Here is a 26629-nt window from a genome sequence, read left to right as displayed (position 1 = left end):
CGGGACCCAGCCGCTGCGGGAAGGGCGCCCGAGGCGTCCGGTCCGACTGCCCGACGACTGCCCGACTTTGCCGAAGGACCATCCATGAGCACGCCCCCCGCGCCCGCCCCCGCACTCGGAGGGCCCCGCGCGTACCTGGTGTGGATCGCGGCCGTGACGGCCTACTCGATCGCGGTGCTGCAGCGCACCACGATGGGGGTCGCGGGGCTCGAGGCGGCGGACCGCTTCGGCGCCTCGGCGACCATCGTCTCCAGCTTCGTGGTGCTCCAGCTCGGCGTCTACGCCCTCGCGCAGGTCCCTGCCGGCATGCTGCTGGATCGCTACGGCTCTCGCGTCACCCTGGTCTCCGGGGCGCTGCTGATGGGCATCGGGCAGCTGCTGATGGCGCAGACCGAGACCGTGGGCACCGCGATGATCGCCCGGATCATCCTCGGCGCCGGTGATGCGCTGACCTTCTCGAGCGCGATCCGCCTGGTCCCGGCCTGGTTCCCTCCGGGACGGGTGCCGCTGCTCACCCAGCTCACCGGAATCCTCGGCCAGGTGGGACAGATCGCCTCGGCCGTGCCCTTCGTGGCGCTGCTGAGTCTCGCCGGCTGGGGCACCGCCTTCACGTCGGCCGCCTCCCTCGGCGCGGTGGCCGCACTGCTGGTCCTGCTGGTGGTGCGGGCGAGCCCGGCCAGGATCCCGCGCCCCCGGGTGAAGCAGGATCTGCGCCGGATCCCGCAGGTGCTGGTGCGGATCATCCGCCACCCCTCCACCCAGCTGGGCTTCTTCATGCATTTCACCGCCGGCTTCACCGGTATCGCGTTCTCCATGATGTGGGGATACCCGTATCTCACCGCGGGGGAGGGGCTCAGCCGGCCTGCCGCCTCGGCGGTGATGACGGTGCTGGTGGTGGTGGCGATCATCGCCGGGCCCGTGATCGGCTCGCTCACCCAGCGCCACCCGCTGCGCCGCTCGACCCTGGTGCTGCTGATCGTGGTCAGCATCGTGGTGCCGCTGCTCGCACTCGTGTTGTGGCCCGGCCCGGCGCCGATCTGGCTGCTGATCCTGCTGGTCGCCGGCTTCTCGATCGGCGGTCCCGCCAGCAGCGTCGGCTTCGACTTCCCGCGCACGGATCTGGCCCGGCACCGGCTGGGCACCGCGACCGGGGTCGTGATCATGGGCGGCTTCATCGGCGGTCTGATCTCGATCCTGCTCATCGGCGTGGTGCTGGACCTGCTGCGGCCCGACGGCAACTACGACCTGGCGGCCTTTCGGCTCGCCTTCGCCGTGCAGCTGCCGATGCTCGCGATCGGGGTGGCCGGGATGCTGATCACGCGCCGGAACCTGCGGCGGAGGATGGCCGCTCGTGGCCAGGAGGTGCCGCTGTGGCGCGACGTCTGGCGCTCGGGCCGCTGGCGCCGGCTCTGACCCGGCCCTGGGTTGCTGAGGGCTTGCCGCATCCCAGTACCCTGACGTAGCGTTCCTCCCATCACTTACTTTCAAGGAGAAACAATGTCGTTCACGCTGGGCATCGTCGGAATCGGTCAGTTCGGCTCCCACTTCGCGGAGCTCTTCGCCGCCCATCCCGAGATCGACGCGCTCTACGCCGTCGACGCCGTGCCCGAGCGGATCGACGCCCTCGAAGCTCGGGGCGTCGCGTTCGACAAGCGATTCGACACCCTCGAGGATCTGCTGGCCTCCGACGTCGACGCGGTCGCGATCTTCACCCAGCGCTGGACCCACGGCGAGCACGCCCTGGCCGCACTGCGGGCCGGCAAGCACGTCTACTCCGCGGTGCCGATGGCGATCAAGGAGGAGGAGATCCGGGCGATCACCGAGGAGGTGCAGCGCACGGGGCTCGTCTACATGATGGGCGAGACCAGCCAGTACAACGCCGCCGTGGTGCTGGCCCGCCGCATCCACCGCTCCGGCGCCTTCGGCGAGGTGTTCTACGCCGAGGGTGACTACGTCCACGACATGGACCTCGGCTTCTACGACGCCTACAAGTACTCCGGCGGCGAGAACTGGAAGTCCACCGCGTCCTACCCGCCGCTGCTGTACCCGACCCACTCCATCGGCGGCATCCTCGGCGTGCTGGGGGAGCGGCATGCCGTGTCCGTCTCGGCGCTGGGCCGCCCCGACACCCGCGGGGACGGCGTGTTCGACAAGGACGTCTCGATGTTCGGCAACGACGTCAGCAACGCCTTCGCCCTGTTCGGCATGGACAACGGGGGCGCCTTCCGCACCAACGAGCTGCGCCGCGTGGGCTACCCCAGCCACAAGCGCGAATCCCGCTTCCGCTTCTTCGGCGAGGAATCCTCCTTCGAGGAGACCATCGACGTCACCTACTGGCACGACAAGAAGCGCGTGCTGGAGGTGACCGGGCAGATCGCCACCGGTGCGACCATGAGCCTGGACGACCCGCGCCTGGCGGACGTCTCCCCGGCCCTGCGCGACGCCTTCGTCGCGGGTGCCGCTCCCGCCCACCACCAGGAGCGCCTGCCCAAGGAGTTCCAGGGAATGCCCAACGGACACGAGGGCGCCCACCACTTCCTGGTCGACGACTTCGCCCGCGCCGTGGTCGACGGCATGCAGCCGATGGTCAACGCCTGGCAGGCGGCCCGCTACACGCTGCCCGGGGTCATCGCCCATCAGTCGATGAACCAGGCTGGCGAGCGGCTCGTGATCCAGGACCTCGGGGACTGCCCCCTGCCGGTCCAGGACCTCGATAAGGACCAGGAGCCGATCGACCTCGAGGCGCTCTACGCGGCGCAGGAGGCGGCCAAGGGATCAGCCGCCGAGTGAGCCGTGGCGGGCGGGCCGCGCGAGGGAACCCCTTCTCGGCCCGCCCGCACCCTGGAGTTCCCGGCCCGCGGGACCCTAGAGTTCAGGGCATGATCTCTCCCGATTTCCGCAAGGCAGCCCAGCACACGATTCTCTACGCCCTGGAGCGCCAGGAGGCGCTCGACGAGGCCCTCACCGACGCTCTCGGGAAGTACCGGTGGGACCTCGACCTCTCACGCCACCAGATCACCTGGCCAGGCGTCCTTCGGAGGTGGGATGCGGAGGTGTGCGGAACGAGTTCATCCTCGCGCTGACCTTCATACAGGACAGCTCGAAGTAGACCGTCCATCATCACCCTGCCGGTCGTGATCTTCTTCGTGCTGGTCCAGCGCAACCTCGCCCAGGGCATGACCGCCGGCGCTGTGAAAGGCTGAGGCATGGAACGTGCCTCGTGGGATGCCGACGTCGCGGATCTCGGCACCGTGGATGTCGGCGCCTGGGATCCCGACGCGCTTGGCGTGCTGATGGCGCCCTTCACTGGCACGACGCTGCCGCAATGGATAGGTGCGGCGCTGGATGCGGGCCTGACCTCGGTGATCCTGTTCGGCCACAACACCCCTGACGCCGGCACCGCCGGGCGCCTCGCCCGTGCAGTGCATGAGCGTGCCGAGGAGTGTGTGGTCGCGATCGACGAGGAGGGCGGGGACGTCACCCGCCTCCAGGCGCTCACCGGCTCCTCCCTCCCGACCGCCTGGGCGCTCGGGGAGGTGGACGACATCGAGCTGACCCGGGAGGTCGGCAAGGCGCTCGGGGACCTGCTCGCCGCCTGCGACCTGGACCTCGACCTCGCTCCCGTGCTGGACGTCTCCACCGACCCGGCGAACCCGGTGATCGGCACCCGCGCCTTCGGCGATGATCCCGACCGGGTCGCCGCCCATGCCAAGGCCTTCGCGACCGGGCTGATGGAGGCGGGGCTCGGCACCTGCGCCAAGCACTTCCCCGGCCACGGCGCCACCGCCACCGACTCCCACACCGCCCTGCCGCTGATCGATCTCGATGCCCGACAGTTCGAGCGCGAGCACCTCGCCCCCTGGGGGATCGCGCCCTGGCTCGACAGCATCATGACCGCGCATGTGCTGGTCCCCGCCTATGGAGTCGGCCCCGCCTCGATCTCCCCCTGGTCGCGGCCGCTGCTGGACCAAGCTGTGGGCGGCACCTACCAGGGCCTCGTGATCACCGACGCACTGGACATGGCGGCTGTCGCCACGGATCCCGGCTACGGCGAGTCCGTGGTGCAGGCGGTCGAGGCCGGCGCGGACCTGCTGTGCCTGGGCACCTCTCTGCGCCGTGATGACCAACTGATGCTCCGTGAGGCCCACGACGCCCTGCTGGACGCGATCGACAGCGGCCGGCTCCCCCGGGAGACGCTGCGCGCCCGGGCCGCGCGCACCCGCTCCCGCCTGCACTCCCTGCGCGTCCGGCGCCGTTTCGTGCCCGCCCCGGCGCTCGAGGATGCGCTGCGTCGCGCCGAGCTCCTCGGCGCCGAGGCGGCAGCCCGCGCGGTCCGGGCCCGCCACGCCTCCCTCACGCTGGACCCCGCCATGGTGGTCGACCTGCGCGTCCGTTCCCAGCACGCCTCCGGCGCCCGCTCCCAGCAGCTCGTCGACGCGCTCCGCGAGCGCGGGGTGCAGGCCGCAGAGCCCGACTATCCCGACCAGCCCGGCCCGCCCGACTATCCCGGCCCGCCCGACTATCCCGGCCCGCCCGGCCAGGTCGGCCAGAAGGGCCTGCAGAGCGCCGCCGCCCAGCTGCTCGTGATCACCCGGCTGCCGCGCAGCGACCCCGAGGAGGGGCAGCGCCTGGCCGCCCTGCTCGCCCGGAACCCCGAGGCGATCGTGGTCCACACCGGAGTGCCCGATGCCGCCCCGGACCACCGCCGCCTCGTGCTCGCCCACGGCGGCGGCCGCACCATGATGCGCGCCGCGGTCGACCTGATGCTCGGCGGACCGCGATGATGCTGCATGGAGGGGCGCTGCACGGGCGAGAAGCGCGCCGAACCGGAGGCGGCTCCCTTGACCTTACGGTCCCGTAAGTTACGCTACCCGGGTGAGTGTCTTCCGTTCCACGATCCCTGATGTCGCGGCTGAGGAGCCGATGGTCCAGCTCCTCGCGGCCGACGGCACCCGCACCCCGCACGACGAGCTCGACGCCGTGCTCGAGGAGAGCGGCCTGGCCACCCCCGAGCGACTGCGCGGCTACTACCGCGACATGGTGATGATCCGCGCGGCGGATGTCGAGGCGACCAGCCTGCAGCGCCAGGGACAGCTAGGGCTGTGGGCCAGCGCGCTCGGCCAGGAAGCAGCCCAGATCGGTGCCGGCCACGCCTCCCGCGAGCAGGACTACCTGGTGCCCACCTACCGTGAGCACGGCATCGCCTGGGCGCGCGGGATCGAACCCTGGCGCCTGCTGGAGTCCTTCCGCGGGGTCAGCCACGGCGGTTGGGACCCCAATGAGCTGCGCACCCACCCCTACATGATCGTGCTCGGCTCGCAGGCCCCGCACGCCGTCGGCTATGCGATGGGGCTGCAGCGCGATGGGGTGGTGGGCACCGGCCAGCCGGAGACCGACACCGCCGTCCTCGCCCTGTTCGGCGACGGCGCCTCGAGCGAGGGAGAGGTCTCGGAGGCCTTCACCTTCGCCGCCTCCTTCCAGGCGCCGGTCGTGTTCTACACCCAGAACAACCAGTGGGCGATCTCCGTGCCCACCTCGGTGCAGTCCCGGGTCCCGCTCGCCCAGCGCTCCCGCGGCTGGGGGATCCCCTCGGTGCGAGTGGACGGCAACGACGTGCTCGCCGTGCTCGGCGCCGTGCGCATCGCACTGGACTCCGCACGGGCGGGTAAGGGCCCCGTGTTCGTCGAAGCCCTCACCTACCGCATGGCCTCCCACACCACCAGCGATGACGCCTCCCGCTACCGCCCCTCCTCCGAGGAGGAGGAATGGGCCGAGAAGGATCCGATCCTGCGCCTGCGCCGCCACCTCGAGCAGATCGGCGAGATCGACGAGGCGTACATCGCTCGCTGCGAGGAGGAGGCGCACGACCTCGCCATGCAGCTGCACCACCACATCCACGGCATGGCGGACCCGGACCCGGTGGGCATGTTCACCCATGCCTACGCCGAGCCCCATCCGATCGTCGAGGCCGAACGGGAGCAGTACCTCGAGTACGTCGCCCAGTTCGAAGACGAGAACGACGCCGCCGACGAGAGCGACGAGCAGAACGGGACGCACGCATGAGCAGCACCAACCTCCCGATCGCGAAGGCGATCACCGCCGGGCTGCGCGACGCGATGGCCGCGGACGACAAGGTCCTGCTGATGGGCGAGGACATCGGCGTGCTCGGCGGCGTCTTCCGAGTCACCGACGGCCTGCACGCCGAATTCGGCTCCCAGCGCGTGGTGGACACTCCGCTTGCCGAGGCCGGCATCGTGGGCACCTCTGTGGGCCTGGCCGTGCGCGGCTACCGGCCCGTGGTCGAGATCCAGTTCGACGGCTTCGTGTTCCCCGCCTTCAACCAGATCACCACCCAGGTCGCGAAGATGCACAACCGCACCGCCGGTGCGGTGCACATGCCGATCGTGATCCGGATCCCCCACGGAGGCGGGATCGGTGCGATCGAGCATCACTCCGAGAGCCCGGAGGCGCTGTTCGCGCACACCGCGGGCCTGCGGATCCTGGCTCCTGCGACCGCGCAGGACGCCTACTGGATGACCCGCCAGGCCATCGAGTGCGAGGACCCGGTCATCATCTTCGAGCCCAAGAAGCGGTACTGGGTCAAGGGCGATGTGGATCCCGACCACCGTCCTGAGCTGTCCCCGTGGGAGGCTGCGGTGGTGCGACCCGGAACCGACGCCACGCTGCTGGCCTGGGGACCGAGCATGCCGCTGGCGCTCGAGAGCGCGGAGGCCGCCGCCGAGGACGGCATCGACCTGGAGGTCATCGACGCCCGCTCGCTGGCACCCATCGACTACCCGACCATCGTCGCCTCGGTGAAGCGCACCGGCCACCTGCTGATCACCCACGAGGCCCCGGTGCTCGGCGGCCTCGGCGGGGAGATCGCGGCCCGGATCTCCGAGGAGTGCTTCTACCACCTCGAAGCCCCGGTGCTCCGCGTCGGCGGCTACCACCTGCCCTACCCGCCCTCGCGGATGGAGCATGCCTACCTTCCCGACCTCGACCGGGTGCTCGACGGCGTGGACCGCCTGCTCGAGCACTGACGGAAGCGCCTCGCGCGTGAAAGGATCACGACCATGAATGCCGCCACCTCTGCAGGCTCCGCCGGAACTTCCGGCGCGAGCTCGATCGTGACGATCCCGCTCAACGACCCCGGGGAAGGCCTCACCGAGGCCGAGATCCTGGAGATCAAGGTCGCCGTGGGCGATCGCGTCGAGATCAACGCCGCGGTGGTCGAGGTCGAGACCGCCAAGAGCGCCGTCGAGCTGTCCACCCATGTCGCCGGCACCGTCGTCGCGATCCTCGTCAAGGTCGGCGACGAGGTGCCAGTGGGTGCCGGGCTGATCCAGGTCGACACCGCCGGCGGCGCGGCGCCCGCTGCTGCGCCGCAGCCCGGTGATGAGGCTCAGCCCGCCGCCGCGCAGCGAAGCTCTGCGCAGTCGAACTCCGTGCAGTCGAACTCTGCACAGCCCGAGGCGGACCCGTCGGCCGAGGAGCTCGCCGCGCAGTCCACGTCCGCCTCCTCTGCTGCGTCAGCCGCTGCGACGGAGGAGCCGAAGAACCTGGTCGGCTATGGCGCACAGGCCGCCCCGCAGCGCCGCCGGCGCCGGCTCGCCGAACCGGCCCAGTCCGATGACGGCCAGCAGGTGCCGATCGGCCGCATCCTGGCCAAGCCGCCCGTGCGCAAGCTCGCCCGTGATCTCGGCGTCGCGCTGCACGAGGTGCTCGCCACCGGGCCCGAGGGGACCGTCACCCGCCAGGACGTGCTGAACGCGCAGCAGCGCTCATATGGCGGCGAGACCGACGGAGACTACTTCCCCGAGGAGTCCCCGCAGGCCCCGGAAGGTCTCGGCGGCGCGATGAAGTCCACGCGCGACCAGCCGTTCTCGGGTGTCACGAGCGACGATCGCACCACGCGGGTGCCGATCCGCTCGGTGCGCAAGCGCACGGCGGAGGCGATGGTGGCCTCGGCCTTCACCGCACCCCATGTGACGGTCTTCAACGAGATCGACATGACCCACGCAGTGCAGATCGTCACCCAGCTGCGCGCCTCCCGCGAGTGGGCCGACGTCAAGATCAGCCCCCTCGCCGTGATCGCGAAGGCGCTGCTGGTCGCGATCCGTCGCAACCCCGAGGTCAATGCTTCCTGGGACGAGGCCGCCCAGGAGATCGTCTACAAGCACTACGTGAACCTCGGCATCGCTGCGGCGACGCCCCGCGGACTGATCGTGCCGAACCTCAAGGACGCGCATCTGATGACCCTGCGGGAGCTGGCCGAGGGCATCAGCGAGCTCGCTCGCACCGCTCGCGCCGGCCGCACCTCGCTGCGCGACACCCGCGACGGCACCATCACGGTCACCAACTACGGCGTGTTCGACATCGACTCCGGCACCCCGATCCTGAACCCGGGGGAGTCCGCGATCCTCGGGGTGGGCGCGATCAAGGAGAAGGCATGGGTGGTGGACGGGCAGATCGTGCCGCGCCAGGTCGCCACGCTGTCACTCAGCTTCGACCACCGCCTGATAGACGGCGCCCTGGGCGCGGAGCTGCTCCGCGACGTCTCCGCAGTGCTGGAGGACCCCTCCCTGGGGCTTGTGTGGGGTTGAGCGACGAACTGCGCAGCTGGAGCCGTCGGCGAGCGTGCGAGTCGGCGGTGGAGGCGGAGCGGGAGGAGCTCGACCTGAAGGTGTGGGGTTGAGCGCCTCGGCGGCGGGAGCGGTCAGCGGCGGCGCAGTCGTCGGTACGCTGTGTCGGTGACCTCGAGCCCCTCTCCCGCGCCCCGCACCCCGCGTCGCGATGACCCGAGGATGCACACGGTCGAGATGGCCGCCGTGCACCTCGAGGACGTCATCGATTCCGAGACGCTGGGCTCCGGGCCGGTTCGCGCTCCACTGACCTGGTGGCAGACCGCGCTGCTGGTCGCGGCAGGTGGTGCGCTCGGAGGAATGCTGCGATTCGCACTGTCGGCGTTAGCCCCGACGGTCACCACTCCCACGCTGGTCGAGGTGCCCTGGGCGACGTTCTGGGTGAATCTGCTCGGCTGCCTCGCGCTCGGCGGGCTCAACGGCGCGCTCGAGGTGCGGTCGGGGAGGTCCTGGATGCAGCCGCTGCTGGGCACCGGCCTGTGCGGGGGCTTCACGACCTTCTCTGCCGTGGTGCTCGAAGGGTCGGCGATGATCGGCGCCGACTTCCCGCTGCTGGCCCTCGCCTACGGGGCGGCGACGGTGCTGCTGTGCCTCGGCGGCCTGATCGTGGGACTGATCCTCGGTCGGCGCTTCGCCGCACCTCGTGAAGCCTCGCTCCGTGATGTTGAGTCCCGTGATGCAGCGGCCCGTGATGCTGGGCCCCGTGATGTCGCCCCTCGCGATGCTGATGCGGAGGGCCGGGCATGAGCGCGGGGATGTATCTGCTGGCCGCGCTGCTGGTGGGGATCGGCAGCGGACTCGGGGCCGTCGCACGGTGGGGTCTGCGAGAGCTCATCACGGCCGTGGCCGCAGCGCGCTCCGCTGGCGGCAGCGAGCGGCTGCGCCCCTGGTCCACCTTCGGCGCCAATCTCATCGCATGCTTCTTGATCGGGATCGTGGTGGCGAGGTTCGGCTCCGCGACAGGGACCGGCGAGTTCGTCTACCTGCTGCTGGCGGTCGGTTTCTGCGGCGGCCTGTCCACCCTCTCCACCGCGGCCTTCGACATCGTCGAGCTGGTGCGCCACACCACCTTCTCCCTGGCCCTGGCCTATCTGATGCTGAGCGCCGGCGGCGGGATGGCGGCGCTGTGGCTGGGGTTGGTGATCGCGTCATGAGCACGTCTGTCGCGCAGCGTTCGCGGCCCATGCTGATCGTGATCCTCGGGGCCGTCTTCGCCCTGCTCGCCGGGTTGTCGGTGCTCGCCGCCGATGCTGCGGGCGGCGGCAACCTGGTGCTGCTGGATGCCGGGCCGATCGCCCGCCACGGCGCACCGGTCGCGGCGACTCTCGCCGACCTCGCCGCAGCCCTCACCCTCGGCGGTGCGGTGATCGCCGGCTGGCTGCTGCGTGATGAGGCGGACCGTGCCCGGGTGCTGATCGTGGTGGGAGTGGCCGCCGCGATCACCACCCTCGCCCGGGGAGCCTCCCTCGCCTTCTCCTATGCGGTCGCGACCGGGCAGCCCGTCGGCTCGCCGCGCTTCGGGTCCGATCTCGGTGTCTTCGTCGCCACCGATCTGGGGATCTGGCTGCTGACGGCTCTGGTTGTCGCCGCGGCCACCACCACCGTCGCGGTGCTCGGCAGCTCCGTCCGCATCGCACGCACGGTCGCGGTGCTGGCCGGACTGATCTCCTTCTGCGCTGCGATGACGGGCCACGCAGCCGGCGACGAGACCCACGAGGTGGGCACCTCGACCATGCTCATCCACCTGCTCGCTGTAGGGATCTGGCTGGGAGGGCTGGCCGTGCTGCAGCTCCTCCCGGACCGCGGACGCGATGACGGGGCCGTGGTGCGCGGCTACTCGCACCTGGCGCTCATCTGCTGGGTGGCGCTCGCCCTGAGCGGGGTGTGGGCGCTCGCGGTGAGGATGAACCATCCCGGGGAGATCCTCACCAGCCCGTATGTGCAGCTGGGGGTCGCCAAGGCCGTCCTGCTGCTCCTGCTCGGCGGCCTCGGGGTCCTGCAGCGCCGACAGATCGCCGAGGGCTTCGGCACAGCCCCGGATGCTGCCCGGGGCGCCGTCTCGAAGGATGCGGGCAAGCACGCACGAGCCACCTACCGGCGCCTCGCCGTGCTAGAGCTCGCACTGATGGGACTCGCTGTGGCACTCGCCGCCGCGATGAGCTCCTCCCCACCACCCGCCGAGGCGGGGACTCCGCCCGGGGGCACCGCCGGGGTGCTCACCGGCTACCCGCTGCCGGCGATGCCGGAGGTGTCCAGCGTGCTCACCGCCTGGCGGCCTGATCCCTTCGGGATGGCGCTGGCCTGCGCGCTGGCGCTGGTGTGGTGGCGGCCCCGGGCGCCCCGTCGTCCGCGCACACAGAGCCTCCGCCTGCTGCTGGGCGCAATGGTGCTGGTGCTGATGACCAGCGGACCGTTGAACGTCTATGGCAAGGTGCTGGTCTCCGCCCACGTGCTGCAGCATGTGCTGCTGATGGTTCTGGCCGGGACGCTGCTGGGCAGCGTCGGGGCCGTTCCGCAGCGTCTGCGGGCACTGGTCGAGGACCGCTGGTGGGTGGGGATGCTGCTGGCCCTGGCCGGCCCGTTGCTGCTGATCCTCGGCTACGTCAGCCCGTTCCTCCGGCTCGCGCTGGACGGGCATGCCGCGCATCTGGCGCTGCAGATGCTGGCACTGGCCGGAGGAGTGCTCACCGCGCTCGCCGTCCGGGCTGTGCCCGTCACGGTTCGGCCCTGGCAGCGCCTGCTGCTGCGCGGGGCTCCGCTGCTGCTGGGTCTCGGCACCGGGGTCGCGCTGCTGCTGACCGACTCATTGCTGGCGGCGAGCTGGTTCGGAGCCACGGGCCGCACCTGGTGGGCTGATGCGCTCGCGGATCAGCAGCGCGCGGGCATCGCGGTGCTGGTGGTGGTGGCGGTCGCCGCGGTGATCGTGATGGTGCCGCGTCGGCGCCGCTCAGATCCTGCCGCCTGAGGCGGCGTCGGCGAGCCTCGTGACGGCCTGGCGGCAGCCGGGCCCTGGAGAGCGATGGCCCGACGGCCCCGCTGCCCGACGGGCGTGCTGCATGACGGTCCTGCTGCGTGACCGCGCTGCTGCCTGACGGCCGTGATGCATGACAGGCCCGTCGGTCCAGTGGGCCGACGGGCCTGGCGAGGTCGAGATCAGGCGAACAGGCCCCGCACTGACCTCAGCCGCGCCAGCAGGGTGTCGCGGTCCGCTGCCGGAACCAGCTTCTCGCCGGTCTCGTGCGTCGAGGCTGCGCTGCGGATCGTGACGCGGTTCGCGCCGACCACGCTGCCGAGCCGGCCCAGCAGCCCGCTCCCGGCGCGCGGGTGGGTGACCGGGACCGCGGATTCGGCACCGGCGCGCAGGCGACGGAACTGCTCGACCGCAGAGGACGAGGAGCCGTCGCGGGTCGCAGCCATCATGTATGCGGCGATATCGGCCTGCTCGACCAGGATCGGCAGCACCCCACCCGCAACTCGCTGCTGGCCCAGGATCACCAGGTCGTCGCGGCCACGGGCGAAGGCGCCCAGGAACAGATCGAGGTCGCCGTCGGCGGTGCGCGGCACCACGTCCTGGGGGAGATGATCGGCACCGGACTCGTATCCGGTGGCGAGCACGATCAGATCCGGGGCGAAGCTCTGATGCCCGGCATGGGATCCGGTGCCGAGATGGGTGACGATGCCCTCGGCATCGATCCCGGTGACTTCCCCGGCAGGGGTGATCCGCCCTTCACGCACCCGGTCCAGCACATCGTCGGAGACGATCACAGCATCCTCGAGCAGGGGCGCCACCGGGGCGGGCAGGCCCATGGAGGCGGGGTCGCCGACGGTACGGCGGATCAGCGTCTCGGCAATCTTCGCGTTGAGCCCTCCGAGCGCGGCGGGCTCGCGGGAGGCGGCCACGTCACCGGGGGTCCCGGCGATGCGGCGCGGCACCACCCAGTGGCCGGTGCGCATCGACCAGCGCACCTCGAGGGCGCGCCGGGCGGCGTCGACCGCGATATCGGCGGCGGACTGGCCCGAGCCGACCACCAGCACCCGCTGGCCCTCGAGCCCGTCGGCCCCGTTCCAGTCCTTGGAGTGGATCACCCGCACCGTCGCCGGGACGGTCTGCGCCCAGTCGGGACGGTGGGGACGCTCGGAGATGCCGTGTGCCGAGATCACCGCGCGGTAGATCCCGATCTCGCCAGTGGACAGCTCCACCTGCCACACCCCCTCCTCGAAGGGGCGGGCGGAACGCACCGCGGTGCGGGGTCGGAAATGCTCGGTGAGGTCGTGCCGGGCGGCGTAGGCGCGCAGGTACTTCGACATCTGGGTGGGTGAGAGGAACTCCGGGAAGGAGACCGGCTGCAGCATGTCCTCGTACTGGGTGTGCTCGCGCGAGGAGATCATCTCCATCGTGGGCCACACCGGGGAGTCCTCGCGCTCCGGGTCCCAGATCCCGCCGACGTGCTTGGCACGGTCCACCAGGTCGAAGGGCACCTCGAGCGCCTTCAGCGCTGCGGCGGCGGCGAGACCGGCGGGGCCGGCGCCGATGATCAGCACCTTCTCGCGGGTGGGGATCTGGTCGTGGAGATCGGGCATCGAGAGGAGCCTTCTTCCGAGTCGGGCGGCGCGCGGTGCCCGGTGCGGATTCCGGACACCCGGCTCAGCAGCGGGCGGACGCTGGCCATCCTAATCGCCGAGCCCGCCGCGGGATGCCGCAACGGCGCGAGCGTGATCGACGGGACGTCACCGCGGGCGCCGACGAGCAGTCCGCGGCTCAGGTCACCGCGGTGACCACCGCAGAGACACCGAGCGTGACGATGATGGTGCTGGTGACGTGCGCGAGGATCACGTGGTTCCGCACCAGGCGACGGGCCGAGGCGGTCAGCGGCGTGAGGTCCCCGGCGCCGGAGGACGCCTGGATCAGCACCGCCCCGTACACGTACTCGGCGATGCCCCGGTCCTTGCCGGTGGTCCCCGGGAGGGAGAAGGCGGTGGCGTGGGAGTCCTCGGCGGCGTATTCGACCGCGAAGGTCATCACCGCACCGATCCAGGCCGTCACCACGGCACCTGCCGTCAGCGCGAGCAGCGCGGCGATCGGTATCCCCGCCGGAGGGACGATCAGCAGCAGCGCCGCGAGCACTGCGATCAGCAGCATCTGCATCACCTCGCTGAAAGAGCTCGAACGGCCCATCTACCACCGGTAGAAGCGCACGTGGCGCCGTGCCCGGGGCAGCCGCGCGGCCGCGACCAGGCGATGGTGCGGCTGAGCAGTGAGCACCCACAGGGTCAGTCCCGCGAAGGTCAGCGAGTACAGCGACACAGTGATGATCAGCAGCATGAGGAACAGCGGCAGCTGCACCTCGGCGGTCTCCGCCCCACGGAGCGACGAGGCCAGTGGCACCACGATGACGGCACCGATCCCCAGGGAGAGCACGCTCGATGCCAGCAGCCGCAGGTTCTCCGAGAGCAGGCGGCGGCGCAGTGAACGGCGGTGCCGAGGGAGCCGTCGGCGGCGCGCAGGACGCACCCGCTCCCTCACCACCGGACGGTCGGCCGCACTCCGGGACTGCTCGCTCGGCGACTGCTCGGCCGCACCGTCGTCGGCTTGGCGAGTCTGTTCGATCGCACCGTCGTCGGCTTGGTGAGTCTGCTCGGCCGCACCGTCGGACTGGTGGGTCTGTTCGGTCGTGTCGTCGGGCTGGAGGGCCTGTTCGGCCGTGTGGTCGGGCTGGTCAGCCACGGTCTCGGGCTGTTCTCGGTGGGGGAGTCGGTCATGACTGCAGCTCTCCGGCCAGCTCCCGGGCCAGGAGCAGCGCCCCGGGCAACCCGGTAGCGGCGGTGCGGAAGGAACGCCCCTCCGCTCGCAGCCCGGCTTCGACGGCCTCGCGGATCGGCCCCGGGCCTGCCAGCACCGACCCGGCGAGCACCACCGGCAGCTCGCCCTGCGGATCCAGCGCCTGCACGGTCTCGAGCACATGGCCGATCGCGACCTCGAGGATCTCGCGGGCCACCGGATCGGTCGCGACCCGTCCGGGCAGGCGGGCGAAGCGTCCGAGCGCCGCGGGCGCACCCGCCGGGAGCTGCTCATCGAGGGCACGGATCAGGTCCTGGCGGGGATCGCCGGTGGCCGACGGGGGCAGCAGCCCCTCCCGCAGATCCAGAGCCAGGAGCTCACCGACCTCCTCGGTCAGCAGAGTCCGCGGTCCGCGGCCGTCGATGTCCGCGGCGACCGCCTCGAGCGTGCGGCGCCCCAGCCAGACCGCGGAGCCGATGTCGCCCAGCAGCCACCCCATCCCGTCGCGACGGGCCACCGCCTCCCGGTCCTGGAAACGGACCGCGACCGCGCCGGTCCCGGCCAGCACCAGCAGCCCGTCATCGCCCACGCCGCCGGCGAGGAAGCCGGTGTGCAGGTCATCCGTGATCAGGACCCGGGCCGGATCGATGCCGAGCTGGGTCAGGCGCTCGCCGACCGCTCTGCGCACCTCCAGTGCCCGAGCCGGCCCTGCACCGGAGATGCCGAGCGCCACCGCGGCGACCCCGTCGGCCTGTCCCAGACCGTCATGTCCCTGGACGCCCTGCTCCAGCTCCCCGCGCCCCCGGGACAGGACCTCGCGGACCGTCTCGACCAAGTTGTCCAGGGCCTCGACTCCCGAAGAACGAAGGTTCGCCCCCGGCCCCTCGGCCTCCGCGACCACGGACCCGTCCCTCTGCGCGAGCACCACTCGGGAGCTGGTCCCGCCGATGTCTCCCGCGATCAGCAGCGACGGAGCCTCGGACCTCGTCGGGAGCATGTCGCCGTGACCGGCCTGCGCCGCGGCGACGTCGTCCGTCGGCGGCCGATCGACCGGCTCGACCGACGGCGCGATGACCGGCTTGGTGGACGGCACGGTGGGCAGCTCAAAGGCCGGCTCAGCGTCGGACGTATTCATCGGTTCCCCTCGTCTGGACCTCACATGGTAGGCGGGCCGCACGGGAGAGCGCCGACATCTCGCTACCCTGGTCCGCAGCACGGTGAGCGACGCCCCGAGGACCGATGAAGGTCCAGCGGCATCGCCCCACCGACATCTGGCCCGGACATCCAGCCCCAACTCCAGCCCTGACATCCAGCCCCGACATCCAGCCCCGACATCTGGCTCTGACGTCCAGCCCGGATTTCCAGCACTGACATCCAGCCCCGATCCACAGGAGACCGACGTGAGCACCCCCCAGCCGGACCCGAGCCTCCTCGACGTCCGCCTCGTCGACCTCGCCTCCCCGACCGAGGAGCGCAACCCCGCGAGCTCCGAGCTCGATGTGCTCGATGCCCGCGGCATGGTCGACGTGATCCTCGCCGAGGAGGCGACGGTCGCCGCGGCAGTCCAGGCGCAGGCCGCGCAGATCGCCGCCCTGGTCGAAACCTGCGTCGCGGCGATCACCGCAGGCGGCACCGTCCACTACCTCGGTGCCGGCACCTCCGGGCGGCTCGCTGTCCTGGATGCCGTCGAGCTCGCCCCCACCTTCAACGCCGATGCGTCGATGATCACCGCACATCTGGCAGGCGGCGACGGCGCCTTCCTCACCGCGGTCGAGGGCGCCGAGGATTCGGCCGAGGCAGGAGCGGAGCTGGTGCGCACCGAATGCCGTGCCGGGGATGTGGTGATCGGCCTGGCCGCGAGCGGTCGCACCCCGTTCGTCGGCGGCGCACTGGAGGCGGCACGCGCCGCCGGGATGCCCACTGCCCTGATCTCGGCGAACCCCCAGGCCTCGCTCGCCCCCCTCGCCGATCACCCGATCCTGCTGGACGTCGGCCCAGAGGTCGTCACCGGCTCCACCCGGATGAAAGCGGGCACGGCCCAGAAGCTCACCCTGAACGCCCTGTCCACCGCGACCATGGTCCGGCTCGGCACCACCTTCGGGAACCTGATGATCGACGTGCGGCCCACCAACGCGAAGCTCGTGGCGCGCACGGTGCGGATGCTGGTGCAGGCCAGCGGGGCTACGCCGCAGCACGCCGCCGAGGTGCTCGAGGCCGCCGCCGGCAGCGTGCGGGTGGCACTGGTCGCGCTGCTGGCAGGCGCCGAGCCGGCCGCCGCCGCGGAGGTGCTCGAGCGTTTCCCGCGCGATGCCCGCCGCGCCGGTGATCCGGCCGGGATCCGCTCCGCCGTGGCCGCGCTCGACGAGCGGAGCTGATCGCGGCGGGGTGCCGCGCAGAGAATTCCCTGGACCTCCGCGCAAGGGATGTCTACGGTGCTCCCATGCGCCTGTGATCAGCCTCCGTCGTCCACCGACCCTCCCCGTCGAGGAGCTGCTCCATGCCTGCGCACCCCACCACGCCCTTCCCCTCCGCCATGGCGACCGCCACCGGCGACCCCGCCCTCCATCTGCGGGCCGACGGGATCTCCTTCTCCTTCCCGGATCGCCGCGTCCTCACCGATGTGAGCCTGGTGGTGCCCGCCGGCCGACCCACCGGCCTGCTCGGCGAGAACGGCAGCGGGAAGTCCACCCTGCTGCGGATCCTCTCCGGAGAGCTCGCCCCCGATGCGGGCACGAGGATTGCCCCCGGGCCTGTCCGCGTGCTCCATCAGGAGCTCCCCTTCGGCCCTGCGGCGACCGTGCACGACGTGGTCGCCGATGCCCTCGAGCGTTCCCGCCGCCTCGAACTGGAGCTGGTCGCCGCCGGAGAGGCGCTCGCCGCCGACGGGGGAGAGCTCGCCGCGCACGCTGTGCTCCGATACGACGCCCTGCTCGCGGAGGCGACCCTCGCGGACGTCTGGAACGCTGACCGGCGCGCCGAGGAGGTGCTGAGCGGCCTGGGCCTGGACCCGGTGGCGCCCAGCACCGAGATCAGCAGGATCAGCGGCGGCCAGCGGGAGCGCCTGGCGCTCGCCCATCTGCTCATCGCCCGCCCCACCACCTGGCTGCTCGACGAGCCCACCAACCACCTCGACGACGACGGCGCCGCCTTCCTGGCCAGCGCGATCGCCGCGCACCCCGGACCGGTCCTGATCGCGAGCCACGACCGCGCCTTCCTCGACGACGCCACCGCTGCACAGCTCGACCTGGACCCCGCGGAATCGCCGGTCGCGGACGAGCCCGGCGGGCTCACCGTCTACACCGGGGGCTTCAGCGACTACCTGCTGGCCCGCTTCGAGGCGCGCGACCGCTGGGAGCATCGCTATCGCACCGAGCAGGAGGAGCTGAAGGCGCTGCGCCAGGAGGTGAAGGACTCCGAGACCGTCGGACACGTAGGTGCCGCGCCGCGCACCGAGGGAAAGATGGCGAAGCGGTTCTACGAGGACCGCAACGCCACCGTCGTCTCCCGCCGGCTCCGGGAATCGCGGGCACGCCTCGCCCAGCTCGAGGAGAGCCAGGTGCGCAAGCCCGCCGCCGAACTGCACCTCACCCACCTCCCCGAGGCCACCGGCCGCGCGCAGAGCGGGACGGTGCAGCTTGCGGTCAGCGAGGTCGAGGTCGCCCGCCGCCTCGCCCCCACCTCCTTCAGTCTGTCGGTGGGGGAGCGGCTGCTGATCACCGGCGCGAACGGGAGCGGGAAGTCCACGCTGCTCGACGTCATCGCCGGCCGGCTCGCCCCCACCGGTGGCACCGTGGACAGGCCCCGGGGCCTGCGGATCGGGCACCTCGGTCAGGACGACGAGGCCATTCCGGGTCGCAGCGTCCGGCAGCATCTGCACGCGGCCGCAGGGCTGGATGCGACGGCCGACGATGCAGTCCCCGAACTGTTCGGACTGGTCCATCCTCGTGACCTCGACCGGCCGCTCGAGCTGCTCTCCCGCGGCCAGCTGCGACGGGTGATGCTCGCCGCGGTGCTTCTGGACCCGCCAGAGCTGCTGGTCCTCGACGAGCCCACCAACCATCTCGCTCTGATCACCGCGACCCGGCTCGAGGCGGCACTCGAGGACTGGGACGGCACCCTGCTGATCGCCTCCCACGACCGCTGGCTGCGCAGCCGCTGGCAGGGAGAGCGGCTCGAGCTCGGAGCCTGACCCTGGGTCCTGGGTCCTGGGCTCTAGGTCCTGGGTCCTGGGTCCTGGGTCCTGCGTTCTGCGCTCTGCGCCCTGCGTTCTGGTCCTGCGTTCTGCGCCAGCGGCTCGGCTCCGTCGGGCAGCGACGGGGCGATGTCACACGCGTTCATCTTCCTCGGCACGGAACCATCTGCCGGGCCAGGCTGCGCCCATCACCCGTCCCAGGAGGAGCACCGCCATGACACAGCAGACGCAGAAGTTCGAGACCCTGACCATCCACGCCGGCCAGTCTCCCGACTCGGACGCCGGCTCCCGCGCCCTGCCGATCCACCAGACCACGAGCTTCGTGTTCCCCTCGGCAGAATCTGCCGCGGACCGCTTCGCACTCGCCGAGGCCGGCCACATCTACTCACGCATCAACAACCCCACCCAGGGCGCGGTCGAGGATCGCATCGCCGCACTCGAGGGTGGCGCGGCCGGGCTGCTGCTCGCCTCCGGGCAGAGCGCGATCACCCTGTCGATCCTGAACCTCGCCGGCACCGGCGACTCCATCGCCGTCTCCCCGAGCCTGTACGGCGGCTCGTTCAACCTCTTCAAGCACACTCTGAAGCGGCTCGGCATCACCGCGCAGTGGGTGGCCGACCCGACCGATCCCGAGTCCTGGCGCGCCGCCGCGGATGACACCACCCGCGCGTTCTTCGTCGAGTCGATCCCCAACCCCAAGCAGGACATCCCGGACCTGCGCGCGATCGCGGACGTCGCCCACGAGGTCGGGGTGCCGCTGATCGTGGACAACACCGTCGCGACCCCCTTCCTGCTGCGTCCGCTCGAGCACGGCGCGGATGTCGTCGTGCACTCGGCGACCAAGTTCCTCGGCGGCCACGGCACCTCGATCGCCGGCGTGATCGTGGACGGCGACAGCTTCGACTTCGCCGCCCACGCGGAGAAGTACCCCCAGTTCAACGAGCCCGACGAGTCCTACAACGGCCTCGTCTTCGCCGGCCTGCCGGCCGCGTTCGCGACCCGTGCCCGCACCAATCTGCTGCGTGACCTGGGCCCGGCCGTATCCCCGTTCAACGCCTTCCTGATCGGGCAGGGTCTGGAGACGCTGCCCCTGCGCATGGAGCGTCACCTCGAGAACACGCACAAGGTCGCCGCCTTCCTTGAAGGTGATGATCGCGTGGGCCCGGTGACCTGGGCGTCCCTGGACTCGTCCCCCTACAAGGCGACCGCCGACAAGTACCTGCCGCGCGGCGCGGGCAGCGTGCTCGGCTTCGTCCTGCCCGGCGGGCTCGAGGCCGGCAAGCGCTTCGTCGACGCCCTCACCCTCCACTCCCACGTCGCGAACATCGGTGACGTGCGCTCGCTGGTGATCCACCCCGCCTCGACCACTCACTCGCAGCTCTCCGAGCAGGAGCAGCGGGCGGCCGGGATCGAGCCCGGTTTCGTGCGCCTGAGCGTGGGCATCGAGCACATCGACGACATCCTCGCCGACATCGAGCAGGGCCTCGCCGCCGCAGCCTGACCCGCGCCCGTGCCGCGTCGTCTGACGCGCGCCCACGTCGTCTGGCGCACGCCCCTCGCCGCGTGAGGCGCCGGTCCTACCTCCATCCCCTCTGAGCTGTCGCTCGCGCACCTCGAAGCGACAGTTCAGAGGGGATGCTTGTCGGGAGCGGGGGAGGGATGGTCGTCAGGAGCGGGGGAGATGCTGCGCGACCGTGAGGGAGGAGCCTGGTGAGGAGGAGCCTGGTCGGGAGCAGCTGGCGTGAGCGGTTCGACCGCCGTGCAGGATGGGTGGATACCCTGGTCGGCATGACCCTCGAGCCTGTTGCACTTCTTTCCTCCCCGCTGGACCAGTGGCCCCCGCGCTGGTCGCCGAGCGGAGTGATCTTCGACTGCGATGGGCTGCTGGTGGACACCGAGAGCCAGTGGGTCGCGCTGCAGGACGACTACCTCGCCCGGCACGGCGCGGCCCTCGACCCGGAGACCCGCCGCGCGATCACCGGCCGCGCCGCCGAGCTGGTCGTGCTCACCATCGCGGACGTCGTGGACAAGGACCCGCTCCTGGTCGGCGAGGAGCTGATCTCCGCGCACCGCGAGCACGTCGGGGACCGGCTCACTCCGCTGCCCGGTGCGCTCGAGGCGCTGCGTGCGATGGCCGCGGTGCGCCCGGTCGCCGTCGCCTCGAACTCCCCGCGCGATCTGCTCGACGCCAAGCTCGACGGTCTCGGGATCGCCGACGTCATCGACACCTCGATCGCGATCGACGACGTCGCAGAGCCCAAGCCTGCTCCGGACATGTATCTCGCCGCGGCCCGTGCGCTCGGCGTCGACCCCGTCGACTGCCTCGGCTTCGAGGATTCCGAGACCGGTGCGGAGGCCGCGCTGGCGGCCGGCCTGCAGCTGATCGCGGTGCCGTCGATCCTCGGCCAGGAGCCGCGCGCGCCGCGCCGACTGGCATCCATGGCCGACCCGGTGCTGAGCGGCTGGATCGCCGGCTGGGAGCTGCGGCGATGAGCGGGGCGGAGGTGCCGGCCCGTTTCGCGGAGGCATTCGGGGACTGGACCCCGCGCGCCGTCGTCTTCGACTGCGACGGACTGCTGCTGGACACCGAATCGGTCTGGCAGCGCACCGAGGACCTGGTCGTCGCGGCACACGACGCCCAGCTCCAGGCCGGCGACGAGGACGTGCTGCACGGCTCCACCATCGAGGCTGCCGCCGAGCTGATCTCACGCCGCTCCGGCCACGACGAGCAGGAGGTCCTCGCGGATCTCCACCGCGAGTTCGAGCGTGAGCTCTCCGCCGGGATCCGCACCGTGGCGGGCGCCGAGGAGATCCTGCGCCTGGCGGGGGAGAAGGTGCCGCTGGGATGCGCCTCGAACTCGTGGCTGGCCGCGTTGGAGGACAAGCTGACCCTCGGCGGGCTGCGCGAGAAGTTCGCGGTGCTCGAGGCCTCGGACACCGTCGAGAACGCCAAGCCCGCTCCGGACATGTACGCCGCCGCGGCCCGTGCCCTCGGCATCGGGCCGTCGGACGTGCTCGCCTTCGAGGACTCGGGGACCGGGGCGCAGGCCGCGCGCGATGCAGGTCTGCGCCTGATCGCGGTCCCGGCTCCCGGCTATGACGCCCCGCCCGCGGATCTGGCGCTGACCTCGCTGACCGACCCCGACCTCGCGGCCTGGATCCGCAGCTGGTGAGCTGAAGGAGCCGTTCCGGCCGTCTCGCAGGGCGTGGGAACGACGTGATCGTCAGCGTGGTCGTCAGCGTGGTCGTCAGCAGGAGCGGGCACGCGGGAGAGCGGCCCGGATGTCCGCGCATGTCACCCGAGTTCGACCTGCGACGCCGATCCGGTGTTCACTGGTCCCCATGAGCACAGCGTCCGATCCTTCTGCGCCCCTGACCGCCCGCGCCCACGGCTCCGCCCTGCGCGGCCGCGGCTGGCTGAACACGGGAGGTGCGGAGCTCGACCTCGAAGCGCTGCGGGGGAAGATCGTCCTGCTGGACTTCTGGACCTTCTGCTGCGTGAACTGCCTGCATGTGCTCGACGAGCTGCGCCCTCTGGAAGAGAAGTGGGAGCAGGAGCTCGTGGTCATCGGGGTGCACTCGCCGAAGTTCGAGTTCGAGAAGGACCCTGAGGCACTGGCCGCCAACATCGAGCGCTACGAGGTCACCCACCCGGTCATCGATGACCCGGAGCTGGAGACCTGGAGCGCCTACGGGGCCCGCGCCTGGCCCACCCTGATGGTGCTGGACACCCATGGCCGCATCGCCGGCAACCTCTCCGGTGAGGGGCATGCCGCGAACCTCGACCAGCTCGTCGAGCAGCTGGTCGCCGAGGGAGAGGCCGACGGCTCGCTGCGTCGCGGCCCGGCCCCCACCGTGCTCACCGAGCGCACCCCCCAGACCCTCCGCTTCCCCTCGAAGCTCTCGGTCCTGCCGGACGGGCGCCTGGTGGTCTCCGATGCCGGCCAGCACCGGCTGGTGGTCTTCCAGAACGACGGCACGACGGTCGACGCGATCATCGGGACCGGGACCCGCGGCCACGCCGACGGTGACGCCGAGATCGCACAGTTCGCCGAGCCCAACGGCGTCCTCGCGCTCCCTGACGAGATCGCCGCCGAGGTCGGCTATGACCTGCTGATCGCCGATACGGTGAATCACCGCCTGCGCGGGGTGAAGGTCGGCCAGGACCGCCTGCTGCGCTCGCGCACCGCGACCGAGGTGACCACCGTCGCCGGCACCGGTGCGCAGTGGATGCAGGGCGAGCCGCTGCCCCGGGGCGAGGGGGATGCACGCACCTATTCACTGTCCACGCCGTGGGACCTGACCTGGTCGCATGTGCTGAACCGGGCGGTCATCGCGATGGCCGGCATCCACCAGCTGTGGACTTTCGACCCGGTCACCGGTGCGCTCATGGTGCTCGCCGGCACCACCCAGGAGGGCCTGGTGGACGGTCCGGCCGTGACCTCCTGGTGGGCCCAGCCCTCCGGGCTCGACGAGCTGCCCGACGGCCGCATCGTGATCGCCGACTCCGAGACCTCCGCCGTGCGCATCCTGGACCCGCGCACGATGCAGGTCAGCACCCTCGTGGGGCACGGGCTGTTCGACTTCGGGCATGTGGACGGCGCCGCGGACGTCGCGCGGTTCCAGCACCCGCTCGGGGTGACGGCACTGCCCGATGGCCGCATCGCGGTCAGCGACACCTACAACGGCGCGATCCGGATCATCGAGGAGCCGTCGGCCGACGGCGACCACGCCACCACGGGCGGCATCACCGCCCTCAGCGGCATGGTCGGGATCGCGGACCTTCCGGGCGCCTCGGGCACAGGCACCGCTGCTGGGGGCACCGCTGCCGGGGGGAACGGGGCCGGGGACGGCGGCGGGACCGCGCACGTGGTCACGGTCGCCACCGACCTCAAGGAGCCGTCGGACGCGATCGTCGGCCCGCCGGTGGACGGCATCGGTCAGCTGATCGTCGTCGAGTCCGGCACCCACCGCATCACCTGGGTGCCTGTGGCGAAGGCTGCCGAACGGATGATCGACCAGGGCGCTCAGCGCTCCGAACGGCCGGTCACCGAGGTGGGACCGGGCCCGCTCACCGTGCGAGTGCTGTTCACCCCGCCGCCGGGCCACAAGCTCGATGACTCCCTGGGCCCCTCGACCCAGGTGACCATCTCGACCACCCCGTCCTCGATGCTCACCGCAGGTGCCGGGGTGGACACCGCCCTCGAGCGCACGCTCGAGCTCGATCCCGCCTACACCGAGGGAGTGCTGCACGTCAGCGCCCGGGCCGCCTCCTGCGATGCAGATCCGGCGGTCGAGTTCCCGGCCTGCCACATGCATCAGCAGGACTGGGGAGTCCCGATCCGAGTCGTCGAAGGCGGACCGGATCATCTCGATCTCTCGCTGCTGGACTGAGTCGGTCCAGGCCCCGGCCGCCGCCCTCCGCTATTCTCGTCCGCCGGAGCCCCGCTCCGGTGCGTTGACCTGCTCGGCCTGCCGAGCCCCGTCGTCGGAAGCTCACCCGTGGATCTGATCACGCAATTCCCCCTGGGCGACGATCTCGCCTGGACCCTCCTGGCGCTCGGCGTGCTCGCCCTCGCCGCCCTCGTCGCGGGGGCCGTCGTCCCCAGCCGGATGCGTCGAGATGAGGACAGCGACCAGGTCGACGACGCACTCGGCCATCGCCTCGGCGCGCAGCTGCTCTCCGCCGGCTCGCTGATGCTGTGGATCGGCCTGCCGGTCGCGGTGCTGCTGTACCTCGCTCCCGGCACGACCGATGACCGGATCCTGCGCTCCGCGCTGCTGCTGGTGGGCGTCGCCCTCGGACCGCTCGCGGCCTGGCGCGGCATCGCCATCCAGCTGGCCGCCCTCGGCATCGCCGCCGAACGACGCGCCGCGATGATCTCCCGGCTGGGGGCGCTCGCCGTCACCGGGGCGCTGGCCGTCGCGATCATCCCGATCGTCATCATCGTGTGGTTCCTGCAGACGACCGCCGGACCGGCGCTGATGGCCCTGGCCGCAGGCGCTGCGATCTCCGCCCTGGCGATCCGGGTCTGCGGGGCACCCATCGAGGCGGCCGCCTCCTCCGCCGGGCTCCTCGTGGGAACCGACGAGCACGAGCTGGACGCGGAAGACCCGCAGAACCTGGGCGGTCCGCACCTGCGCAGCGTCCGCATGTTCCGCCGCGGAGGTGGACTCAGCGCCGATCTGGTCGCCGTGGCCACAGCGGTCGCCGCGGTCGGAGTGCTGCTGGGGATCCCCGTCTTCGCGGCGGAAGGATTCATCGTGGTGCTGCTGGGGCTCGGAGCGGCACTGCTGGCCGCTGCCGTCGCCGCAGTGATGCCTCACGTCGGCAGCACCGGCCATGAGCGCGGAGCGCTCCGTCTGGGCGGGCTGATCCCGGCAGTGCTCGGCGCCGCCGGAGCAGTCGCCGCCGCTGCGCTGTGGATCCCGTCCCTCTACAAGGACCTCCGCTTCGAGGACGTGGGCCTCGAGAACTTCACGGACCCGGCGATCACCGGCGGCACCCCCACCCCGCGCGAGCAGCTCGAGCCGCAGATCGAGGGCGCGCTGACTGACATGGGCCAGTGGCTGACCAGCACCGATGAGTCGCAGTACGCGAGCGCCTTCCTGGACACCCTCACGCTCTACTCGATCACCCCCAACGTGGTGGTCGCGATCGCCCTCGGCCTCGGCGCCCTCACCGCGCTGGGCACGGTGGCGCTGCTGGGCGGCACCGGGCACCGCTTCGGCGGGACCGTGCTGCGCGCCGCCCGCACCGCCCGCACCGGCGGGGCGCTCGGCCTCACCGCCGGGCTCGGCTCGACCGCGCTCACCGCGGCCGGAGTCGTGGCCCTGCTGGTCCTGATCACCACGGTCATCGCCGTGCTCTCCGCCGGGGTGCCCGCCCTCGCGCTCGCGCTGCTGGCGTATTCCGGGATCGGCGCCCTGATCGTGGTGGCGGCCCATGCGGGCTCCCTCCTGGCGTCCACTCTGACCGAGGGCCCGGAGATCGACGCCGGGCTGGCCAACGCCGGTGCCGGTGCCGCGACCGGTCCGCGCGCGGCGCTGCTGCTGGCAGGCGCCCTCACCGCCCTGCCCGTGCTGGGCCCGCTGGGCAGCGCCCTGCAGCTCGCACCCCGCGCCGCGACCGTCTGGGAGGACCGTGCCCTGCACGCCGTCGGTCCCACCTCCCTGACCGTGCTCGGCGGGGTGGGGCTCGGCGTGATCACCGTGCTGCTGGTGACCGCCTCCCTGCTCGACGGCGCCCGCCGCCTCGGTGCGAATGCCGTGGTCGAGACCCGCGCCTCGATGCTCGAGGGCCGTGCCCGCGCCGAGCTGGTCGAGCTCTCGGAGATGGTGCGCCGCGCCGCCGTGCCGTCCGTGGTGCTGGTCGTGCTGATGCCGATCGTGGCCGGGTTCGGTCTGGGACCGGGGGCTCTGCCCGGACTGGTGATCGGGGTGGTGCTCACGGCGACAGGCCTGGGCCTGTGGCTGCTCGGCTCCGCCTCGACCCTCGAGAACGCCGCGGCCGTGATCGGCTCGGGCCGCTATGGCGGTCGCGGCTCCTGGGGCCACTCCGGCGCCCTGGGCGGCACGGTGCTGACCGGCATCCTGCGCGCCGCCGTCGGCTCCGTCGCGCTCCCGCTGCTGCTGACCACCTCGCTGCTGGCGGCGCTGTCCGTCAGCGCCGTGGTGGGCATGACCACCGACGGCACCAGCGCCTTCCTGCGCTGGGGCATCGCCGTGCTCGCCCTCGTCATCGTGCTGGTCTGCTGGGTGGTGGCCGCGACGGCCCCCGAGGTGGATCTCGAAGATGGTGAGGGAGAGATCTCCCGGCCGCTGTTCGCCCGGGCCGAGGAGACTGCGGACGGGGGTCTGGATGCGATGGACTGGGGGGCCGACGATGAGAACGTCGAGCAGGTCCCGGTGCCTGCTCAGAAGCCGACCCGCGCCCAGCGCAAGAAGCGCCGCGCCGAGGCGAGGGCCGCAGAGGAGTCCGACGAGGAGGACGAGGACTGACCGTCCCCGCAG

The 26629-nt window shown here is 71.7% G+C and carries 21 protein-coding genes; 17 read left to right on the top strand and 4 right to left on the bottom strand.

What is annotated here, in order from left to right; genetic code table 11:
* The first annotated feature begins 84 nt into the window (after positions 1–84).
* From ACTH43_RS01520 to ACTH43_RS01475, 10 genes are all read left to right on the top strand, one after another.
* Positions 85–1413 carry an MFS transporter gene (locus tag ACTH43_RS01520; protein WP_441443157.1) on the top strand — a complete coding sequence of 443 codons (1329 nt, stop codon included), beginning with the start codon at positions 85–87 and terminating at the stop codon, positions 1411–1413.
* 84 nt (positions 1414–1497) lie between these two features.
* Entirely contained in the window at positions 1498–2790 is a 1293-nt protein-coding gene (locus tag ACTH43_RS01515; protein WP_441443156.1) for a Gfo/Idh/MocA family protein, read from the top strand.
* A gap of 89 nt (positions 2791–2879) precedes the next feature.
* Positions 2880–3083, top strand: a complete 204-nt coding sequence (locus ACTH43_RS01510) for a hypothetical protein (RefSeq protein ID WP_441443155.1) — start codon at positions 2880–2882, stop codon at positions 3081–3083.
* 123 nt (positions 3084–3206) lie between these two features.
* Positions 3207–4784, top strand: coding sequence for a glycoside hydrolase family 3 N-terminal domain-containing protein (locus ACTH43_RS01505; RefSeq protein WP_441443154.1), 1578 nt, complete (start codon positions 3207–3209; stop codon positions 4782–4784).
* A 139-nt stretch (positions 4785–4923) separates the two neighbouring features.
* Entirely contained in the window at positions 4924–6063 is a 1140-nt protein-coding gene (locus ACTH43_RS01500) for a thiamine pyrophosphate-dependent dehydrogenase E1 component subunit alpha (protein WP_441443203.1), read from the top strand.
* Positions 6060–7043 (top strand): alpha-ketoacid dehydrogenase subunit beta, encoded by a 984-nt coding sequence (locus ACTH43_RS01495; protein ID WP_441443153.1) that lies wholly within the window; start codon positions 6060–6062, stop codon positions 7041–7043. The genes ACTH43_RS01500 and ACTH43_RS01495 overlap by 4 nt, the downstream gene beginning before the upstream one ends.
* Before the next feature lie 33 nt (positions 7044–7076).
* Positions 7077–8606 carry a dihydrolipoamide acetyltransferase family protein gene (locus ACTH43_RS01490; protein WP_441443152.1) on the top strand — a complete coding sequence of 510 codons (1530 nt, stop codon included), beginning with the start codon at positions 7077–7079 and terminating at the stop codon, positions 8604–8606.
* Between the two features lie 147 nt (positions 8607–8753).
* The gene (locus ACTH43_RS01485; RefSeq protein WP_441443151.1) at positions 8754–9392 is read left to right on the top strand and encodes a fluoride efflux transporter FluC; all 639 of its coding nucleotides are present in this window, start codon (positions 8754–8756) and stop codon (positions 9390–9392) included.
* A complete protein-coding gene (locus ACTH43_RS01480) occupies positions 9389–9799 on the top strand; it encodes a fluoride efflux transporter FluC (protein WP_441443150.1) in 411 nt (136 codons plus the stop codon). The genes ACTH43_RS01485 and ACTH43_RS01480 overlap by 4 nt, the downstream gene beginning before the upstream one ends.
* A complete protein-coding gene (locus ACTH43_RS01475; protein WP_441443149.1) occupies positions 9796–11610 on the top strand; it encodes a CopD family protein in 1815 nt (604 codons plus the stop codon). The genes ACTH43_RS01480 and ACTH43_RS01475 overlap by 4 nt, the downstream gene beginning before the upstream one ends.
* Positions 11611–11798: 188 nt before the next feature.
* On the opposite strand, the gene ACTH43_RS01470 is transcribed toward ACTH43_RS01475, so the two are convergent.
* The 4 genes from ACTH43_RS01470 to ACTH43_RS01455 all read right to left on the bottom strand — a co-directional run bounded on the left by ACTH43_RS01470 (position 11799) and on the right by ACTH43_RS01455 (position 15559).
* The gene (locus tag ACTH43_RS01470) at positions 11799–13226 is read right to left on the bottom strand and encodes a flavin-containing monooxygenase (protein WP_441443148.1); all 1428 of its coding nucleotides are present in this window, start codon (positions 13224–13226) and stop codon (positions 11799–11801) included.
* Positions 13227–13404: 178 nt separating this feature from the next.
* Entirely contained in the window at positions 13405–13821 is a 417-nt protein-coding gene (locus ACTH43_RS01465) for a DUF1345 domain-containing protein (protein ID WP_441443147.1), read from the bottom strand.
* Complete coding sequence (locus ACTH43_RS01460) at positions 13822–14370, bottom strand: hypothetical protein (RefSeq protein WP_441443146.1); 549 nt, start codon at positions 14368–14370, stop codon at positions 13822–13824. It lies immediately after the preceding gene.
* 31 nt (positions 14371–14401) lie between these two features.
* On the bottom strand, positions 14402–15559 hold the full coding sequence (locus ACTH43_RS01455; protein WP_441443145.1) for an N-acetylglucosamine kinase: 1158 nt from the start codon (positions 15557–15559) through the stop codon (positions 14402–14404).
* Between the two features lie 265 nt (positions 15560–15824).
* Here ACTH43_RS01455 and ACTH43_RS01450 point away from each other — a divergent pair, with 265 nt between their 5' ends.
* From ACTH43_RS01450 to ACTH43_RS01420, 7 genes are all read left to right on the top strand, one after another.
* The gene (locus ACTH43_RS01450) at positions 15825–16799 is read left to right on the top strand and encodes an N-acetylmuramic acid 6-phosphate etherase (RefSeq protein WP_441443144.1); all 975 of its coding nucleotides are present in this window, start codon (positions 15825–15827) and stop codon (positions 16797–16799) included.
* A 122-nt stretch (positions 16800–16921) separates the two neighbouring features.
* Entirely contained in the window at positions 16922–18613 is a 1692-nt protein-coding gene (locus ACTH43_RS01445) for an ABC-F family ATP-binding cassette domain-containing protein (protein WP_441443143.1), read from the top strand.
* 217 nt (positions 18614–18830) lie between these two features.
* Entirely contained in the window at positions 18831–20117 is a 1287-nt protein-coding gene (locus ACTH43_RS01440) for an O-acetylhomoserine aminocarboxypropyltransferase/cysteine synthase family protein (protein WP_441443142.1), read from the top strand.
* A gap of 287 nt (positions 20118–20404) precedes the next feature.
* The gene (locus ACTH43_RS01435; RefSeq protein WP_441443141.1) at positions 20405–21109 is read left to right on the top strand and encodes an HAD family hydrolase; all 705 of its coding nucleotides are present in this window, start codon (positions 20405–20407) and stop codon (positions 21107–21109) included.
* The gene (locus ACTH43_RS01430; protein WP_441443140.1) at positions 21106–21789 is read left to right on the top strand and encodes an HAD family hydrolase; all 684 of its coding nucleotides are present in this window, start codon (positions 21106–21108) and stop codon (positions 21787–21789) included. Before ACTH43_RS01435 ends, ACTH43_RS01430 begins: the two co-directional genes overlap by 4 nt.
* A gap of 169 nt (positions 21790–21958) precedes the next feature.
* Positions 21959–24010, top strand: coding sequence for a thioredoxin-like domain-containing protein (locus tag ACTH43_RS01425; protein WP_441443139.1), 2052 nt, complete (start codon positions 21959–21961; stop codon positions 24008–24010).
* Between the two features lie 108 nt (positions 24011–24118).
* Positions 24119–26617 (top strand): pyrophosphatase, encoded by a 2499-nt coding sequence (locus ACTH43_RS01420; RefSeq protein WP_441443138.1) that lies wholly within the window; start codon positions 24119–24121, stop codon positions 26615–26617.
* Positions 26618–26629: the final 12 nt, after the last annotated feature.

Origin of the sequence: Brachybacterium sp., assembly GCF_052095815.1 — a bacterium.
Classification (GTDB): domain Bacteria; phylum Actinomycetota; class Actinomycetes; order Actinomycetales; family Dermabacteraceae; genus Brachybacterium.
The sequence above is the reverse complement of the archived record's forward strand: the minus strand, read 5'-3'. Positions and strand labels throughout refer to the sequence as shown.